We start from the raw sequence: 6,490 nt of genomic DNA, 5'->3' as shown, positions 1-6,490 counted from the left end.
CGTAGATGATGCTTGGGAAGTCATACTTTCTCCTATATTTTCACAAGTCCGACGGACTCTTAATGGCGCTATTTTTTACAAAATGCGTCACTTCAAACTGATCTGACCAGCCGTTGTCTGCACTGGCCAATACAACGAAACGATGCAGCCCTGAAGGTAGATCGGGTGATACATGCAGACTGACATCGATGCGTCCGGCTGTTTCAAAAGATATGTTATCTTTATCCAATAAAAATGAATTGTTAAGGCCTTTAACTTTAAGCGTGATATTAACGGGTGAATAGAGTTTATGGGCAATATTAATACGGTAATCGAGTACCGCGCCTTTGCTGTTTTCTGCCATTGCAGAAACTGAAAATGATTCGCTCTGGTAGCCGGCCATCCCCATGGCGAGCAGAACAGCACCGACCACTGTTGCAAGGAGTGGTTTTTTTGTGTTATTCAAGAATACCGATAGCACTTTAGCGATTGTTGATGGTGTCTTTTTATCTCCAATGATAAAACTTAACAAGCCCGCTTCGGCACCATTTTTGCGTTTGCTATTGAGTTCATCACAGGCTGTTACACAGGCACCACAATTGATACAATTATCAATATAGCCGGTTGTACGCGGATCGAGATCAAGAACGCAGGCATCTACACAATAATTGCATGTCAGGCAGTGGTCAGAACGCTGATCATCATAACGAATACGCAGGGAGTGTTTTGACTTAAATGATTCCTGCCATACCCGGTAGAAACACATGTATTTACACCACAAATGTTTAACTGCCGCGATATCATATAGAAATACACCGGTGAGGATTAAAAATATCCAGTACAGACTACCATTTTGCAGTGCTTCTTCAGAAAGGGTTATGTATGACCATATTTGGGATGGTGAGGCAAAGTAGAGCAGGGGGATCAGGGCATAAAGCATGGCCGGTAATAACAGTCCTATCGACAACACCAGATAGTTAAGCCAGCTCTTTTTGCGCCGCGCGACCTGCATTTGTTCACCACTGATGTCGAGCATATTAGCGCTGCGCCCAAGCAACTTAGCGGTTAGCATATCGGCAAATTCTGCTGCCGTATTTTGTGGGCACATCCAGCCACAAAAGGCCGAACCTACAAGTGAATAGGTCATCATCAGCAGACTGGCTATAAATATCCACAGACCGAAAATAATCAGGAAATCTGAAAACCATACTTGTCGTTCAAGTAGAATAAAGCTGGCTGATCCCAGATCTATTCGAAACAGACCGCTTAGCGGAATCAGAATAAGAATAATCAGTGTCAGATATTGCAGTAAGCGTCTTGATGGGCGCAGCGTTTTTGCGCCAGCTACATGCTCCACTTGAATCGGAATCTGTTTCAATGCCTCAGAAGCCGTATCCGTGGGGGTGTCTTTCAAAGCAGACCTGCATGTTGTACGGGCCCTTGTACAGACAAAGCAATCAATGTGGCTCGATTCGAGATAGATCGGTGAGATAGGTCTTGGTTTAATTTAATTCGGCCCAGTCGCATGCTCCCTCCGTTTACCCGATATTGTGAATCGTATGACTATTAGAATGCTGGCGAAGATTAACGCCGTGCTTTTATCTATCAATTCACTAAAAAAAGAATCACAATGTGCAAATATGCACAGGAGGCGATTTTGAATTGGGATGATCTCAGACTTTTTCTGGCTGTAGCACGCGAAGGTTCCATCAGTGGCGGTGCTCGCAAATTAGGGGTGCAGCACTCAACGGTATCCAGACGTATTCGGTCACTAGAGCAAACGATGGGCGTACGATTATTAGAACGTAAAAAAAGCGGGTATGAACTCACACCTGCGGGTGAAAGCCTGAAACTAGCCGCCAGTAAAATGGAGCATGAGGTGTTGGAGGTAGATGGTAGCTTGGGCGGGTGGGATGCTCGTCTGACTGGTGAATTGCGTGTTACATCTATCAACAGTATGGCTTCAGGTATATTGATGCCGATGTTTGCCCGCTTCAGTCAACGTTTCCCGGATGTGCATTTACATTTGTTGGCTTCTAATAAAAATACTAGTTTGGTTGAACGCGATGCCGATGTCGCGATTCGTTTAACCAATACACCGGATGATTCATTGATCGGCAAAGAGTTGGGCAGTGTTGCCACAACGGTATATTGCAGTCGAGAATATTTGGCTAAAATCGAACATGAGGGAGGTAAGCCAGAGTGGTTGGGTGTGAACTGCTGTGCATTTCATAAAAGCTGGACCAGAAAAAAAGCTGCAGCCCAACGCAAGAATGTTTATGTGGATGATACCCTGTTAACCGCGGCCGCCTTGAAACAACATCTTGGAGTGGCCTACCTTCCCTGTTTTATGGGGGATACCGACCCGGATCTGGAGCGTCTATGTCCACCTGACCCGCAAATGAAGTTGGGGGTGTGGCTACTGTTTCACCCTGACCTGAAACGCACTGCAAGGGTCCTGGCCTTTCGGGATCACATGATCGAAGAGATGAAGATGCAATCTGAACTACTGGAAGGTCACCAACCTAAGGGGAATGGATAGAGGAAAGGGTAAATAGTGACTTGGATCAATGGATCGGTTTTAATCTGACGATACTGTTGGGTTCCGCCCTGCAATAGGATCATATTGCAGGCATATATCTGTCTATCGAGGTGTTCATTCAAATGGCTAAAAAGTTTTATGTTGTATGGCAGGGAAGAGAGACCGGTATTTTTAATGACTGGGCGACATGCAAGAAACAGATCGATGGATTTGCCGGTGCGCGCTATAAATCGTTTGCAAGTATGGTGGAAGCAGAAACTGCTTTTTCAGGTCATGGCACGACTTCGAGGAGTACAACTAAAAAACGAACGTCGAATCAACAAACGGTGAAGACATATACAGCCGCTGAAGTCAGGGCGCTGAAGGCTGACACTAAAATATTCACCGATGGTGGCTGTGAACCGAATCCCGGTAAAGCTGGCTCAGGTGTAGCGGTATATCGGAATAATATTCTTTCTGAGCTTTGGTATGGTTTGTTTAACCCCAAGGGAACCAACAATACGGCGGAACTAAATGCGCTGCATCAATCAATGCTTATGGCACAGACTGAATTGGCCGCAGGCAGATCCGTCGCGATCTTTTGTGATTCCAAGTATGCCATCCAATGCATTACCCAATGGGCCGTGAACTGGCAGAAAAAAGGCTGGAAGAAGCAGGGTGGTGAAATCAAGAATCTGGAATTGATCAAAGAGATGTTTGCACTGCACCAGCAATTAAAAGAGAAGATCAAGGTGTTGCATGTGAATGGGCATGTGGGAGTAGAAGGCAATGAACTGGCTGATCGCATGTCGATTTTGGCTATTACACTGCGCGATACCGGCTTTAAACGTTATGAAGAAGCACTGGACCTTGAAGAAATACTGGCACTGCGGGCGGGTTGATTTCTGCAATTCTCCAGCAGGGGTAATGTCTTGAGCCTAGATTAATAAAAGCAAAGAAAAAAGGCCCCGAAAAATCGAGGCCTTAAAAACTTTGTCTGAAGGGACTCAGGGAGGGAGGGGAGAGTATCCGCTTCAGACAGGCAGAACATTAGTTGCTTAGAATGAGTTGGCTGTGAATGCTAGATGAATATATATTAATGTTTGATAATGTGTTGTTGTAAGATGTGCATGCAAATGAAGGCCTGCGCAGAAACACGGCATAAATATGTGCTTCCTTCGCTAAGCGCCCGGCCTAAAGTGTTACCAGAATGGTTTGGCTGTTGTTTCCAGGTAGGTGAGGTAAACGCGTAGATCAAATTCTAATTGGTGATAGTTCGGTTCCATATTACAGCAGAGTTTGTAAAAGGCCTTGTTGTGATCGGATTCTTTCATGTGTGAGAGTTCATGCACCACGATCATGCGCAAAAATTCAATCGGCATATTTTTAAACATGGTCGCGATGTGAATTTCGCGAACAGCTTTAAGTTTTGCTCCCTGCACCCGTGATTTGCTGGTGTGTATGCCCAGTGCATTGCGGGTAATGTGCAGGGTGCTATCGAAGGCTACTTTCTTGACGACTCCGGTATTGCGCAGATGGCTGTTTTTGAATTCCATAACATAATCATAAAGGGCTTTGTCATTGCGTACGGCGTGCCGGTGCGGATATTTTCGCAACAAGTAATCAGCCAGTTGATTTTCATCAATCATCTGTTTGATTGTATCTGTCAGAGCTACTGGATAACCGGCCAGATAGTTTGGTGGTGGTTTAGGGCGCATGCGCGAATGCTTTATCTATTTATGGTTTTAGCCAAGCCTGCAAGTCATTTCCTTAGTTTGAAAGCTCAGGATAGAATAGCTTATATCAACATTTATGGTGAAGAGGTTCTATATTCGATGCCGCTACCTTATCATATGCCCCTGTTCAGGCCTCCCAGTGAAGCGGATAATCTGATTATTCAGGTGACGTTGGGCTGTAGTTTCAATCAATGTAGCTTTTGTTCGATGTACCGCAGTAAACATTATGTGCAGCGAGCGCTTGATGTTGTCAGCGAAGAGATAAAAATTGCAGCGCGCAGGCGGCCTGATGCACGGCGGGTATTTCTGGCTGATGGCGACGCGCTTAGTCTGCCTGCTGATCAGGTGCTCATGATTCTTGATCTACTGCATACCGCTCTGCCAAAGCTGTCGCGTGTGTCATGTTATGCCACGCCCGGCAACATTCTGGCTAAGAGTCATGATGAATTGGTACAGTTAAAAGCTAAAGGCCTGAGTTTGCTATATCTGGGCATTGAATCCGGTTCTGATCTGATACTGAAAAAGATCACCAAAGGCGCCAGTCAACAGGGGATCGTTAAAGCCATGCAGAAAGCCTTTGATGCGGGGTTAAAGGTATCTGGCACCGTCATCCTTGGTTTGGGTGGTAAGGAGCACTGGCGGGAGCATATTGATGGCACCGTTGCACTGCTCAATAGAGCACCGATTACCTATCTATCTACGCTCCAGTTGCATCTGGAAGATGATATCGTTGATGAATTTCAGACGAAGTTCGGGGAAAAATACGAGATGCAGGATGATAGAGGGGTGTTGGAAGAGCAGGTCTCCTTAATTTCAGGCTTGAACCCGCCTAAACCTGTGGTCTTCCGTTCTAATCATGCATCCAATGCGCTGGCTCTGGCTGGTAATCTTCCGCGTGATAAAGAGAAGCTATTATCTCAACTACAGGCTGCACTGGATGGACAACGGCCGTTACGCCCATGCTTTATACGAGGCATGTAGAACAATACAGGGCGTACAAAGGAGTGGATCACTATGATGCACTAGATTGGCGCAGTGATCGTTTAAGCCAAAAATAACCGCAGAGTGCAGAGAGTAGAGACGCAAGGGCTATGCCGAGTCGTTCATCGAAGAGTAGATTGTCACCACTGCGTTCGAAGGCAAGTGAACCGATAAACAGACTCATGGTAAATCCGATTCCGCAAAGCAGCGAAACGCCATAAATATGTGACCAGTTCACATGATCAGGTAGTTTGGCCAGTCCCATGGTTACAGCTAACCAGGCAAAGGTGAAAACACCGAGTTGTTTGCCGATAAATAGTCCGAAGATAATGCCCAGCGTTACAGGATGCGATAGATCTGCAAAGCCCATATCACTTAGATTGAGTCCTGAATTGGCAAATGCGAAGATGGGCAGAATGCCAAACGCAACAAAACCGTGCAGTTCATGTTCCAAGTTTTTCAGAGGTGAATAATTGCCTCCATCCGGATCAGGCTTGAGCGGTATAAACATAGCCAGAATCACGCCTGCAAGGGTGGCATGTACGCCTGATTTTAATACTGCTACCCACATGATCAGTCCAAAAAAGATATATGGCATGATTTTGTAAACATTTGCTTTGTTGAGGAGAGCCAGCGCTAGAATACTGCATGCGGCGATAATAAGACTTAAGGTAGATACATCGCTGGTATAAAAAATGCCAATGATGATGATCGCGCCAATATCATCAAAGATTGCCAGGGACACCAGAAATGTTTTTAGTGCCAGCGGTACACGTTTGCCAAGCAGCGTTAGTACAGCAAGTGCAAAAGCAATATCCGTAGCGGTTGGAATGGCCCAGCCCTCCAAGGCAGCAGCATTATTCCCGTTGATGGATATATAAATCAAAGCTGGTGCCAGCATGCCGCCAATCGCAGCAAAGCCGGGCAGTGCAATCGCTTTTATGTTGGCAAGTTCACCTATAAGCATTTCACGTTTCAGTTCCAGACCAACGATGAAAAAGAAGACAGCCATCAGACCATCATTGATCCATAATAGTAGTGGCTTGGCGATATGAAGTGCCCCTACACGTACCTCTACGGGGGTATTGAGCAATAGATCATAGAGATGAGAGAGAGGTGAATTTGCAAGGGCTACGGCCAGCATGGCTGCCGAAATTAGTAGTATGCCGCTAGCAGATTCAATTTTTAAAAATGCTCTGATTGCTGAAATCATTCCCTCTCCATGTATCATGTCATCGTGATTATCAGATGAGCAAATATCGCGGCGGAGATT

General features: G+C 45.7%; 6 protein-coding genes. 3 read left to right on the top strand and 3 right to left on the bottom strand.

The genetic code is table 11. The features are described from left to right. Positions 1-40: 40 nt before the first annotated feature. Positions 41-1,393 (bottom strand): 4Fe-4S binding protein, encoded by a 1,353-nt coding sequence (locus D8Y20_RS09410; protein ID WP_236075378.1) that lies wholly within the window; start codon positions 1,391-1,393, stop codon positions 41-43. A gap of 243 nt (positions 1,394-1,636) precedes the next feature. On the opposite strand from D8Y20_RS09410, the gene D8Y20_RS09405 reads away from it, so the two are divergent. After that, positions 1,637-2,521, top strand: coding sequence for a LysR family transcriptional regulator (locus tag D8Y20_RS09405; protein WP_121543059.1), 885 nt, complete (start codon positions 1,637-1,639; stop codon positions 2,519-2,521). Positions 2,522-2,643: 122 nt separating this feature from the next. Beyond that, positions 2,644-3,402, top strand: coding sequence for a ribonuclease H family protein (locus D8Y20_RS09400; protein ID WP_121543057.1), 759 nt, complete (start codon positions 2,644-2,646; stop codon positions 3,400-3,402). Positions 3,403-3,702: 300 nt separating this feature from the next. Here the strand turns inward: D8Y20_RS09400 and D8Y20_RS09395 are convergent, their stop codons facing one another. Then, positions 3,703-4,218 (bottom strand): YgjP-like metallopeptidase domain-containing protein, encoded by a 516-nt coding sequence (locus D8Y20_RS09395; protein WP_121543055.1) that lies wholly within the window; start codon positions 4,216-4,218, stop codon positions 3,703-3,705. A gap of 117 nt (positions 4,219-4,335) precedes the next feature. Here D8Y20_RS09395 and D8Y20_RS09390 point away from each other — a divergent pair, with 117 nt between their 5' ends. After that, positions 4,336-5,217, top strand: coding sequence for a radical SAM protein (locus tag D8Y20_RS09390; protein WP_121543077.1), 882 nt, complete (start codon positions 4,336-4,338; stop codon positions 5,215-5,217). A gap of 31 nt (positions 5,218-5,248) precedes the next feature. Here the strand turns inward: D8Y20_RS09390 and nhaA are convergent, their stop codons facing one another. Beyond that, positions 5,249-6,430 carry a Na+/H+ antiporter NhaA gene (gene nhaA, locus D8Y20_RS09385; protein WP_121543053.1) on the bottom strand — a complete coding sequence of 394 codons (1,182 nt, stop codon included), beginning with the start codon at positions 6,428-6,430 and terminating at the stop codon, positions 5,249-5,251. Positions 6,431-6,490 lie beyond the last annotated feature (60 nt).

It is taken from the genome of Mariprofundus sp. EBB-1, from assembly GCF_003665155.1.
Classification (GTDB): domain Bacteria; phylum Pseudomonadota; class Zetaproteobacteria; order Mariprofundales; family Mariprofundaceae; genus Mariprofundus.
This window is presented reverse-complemented; position numbering and strand designations above follow the sequence as displayed.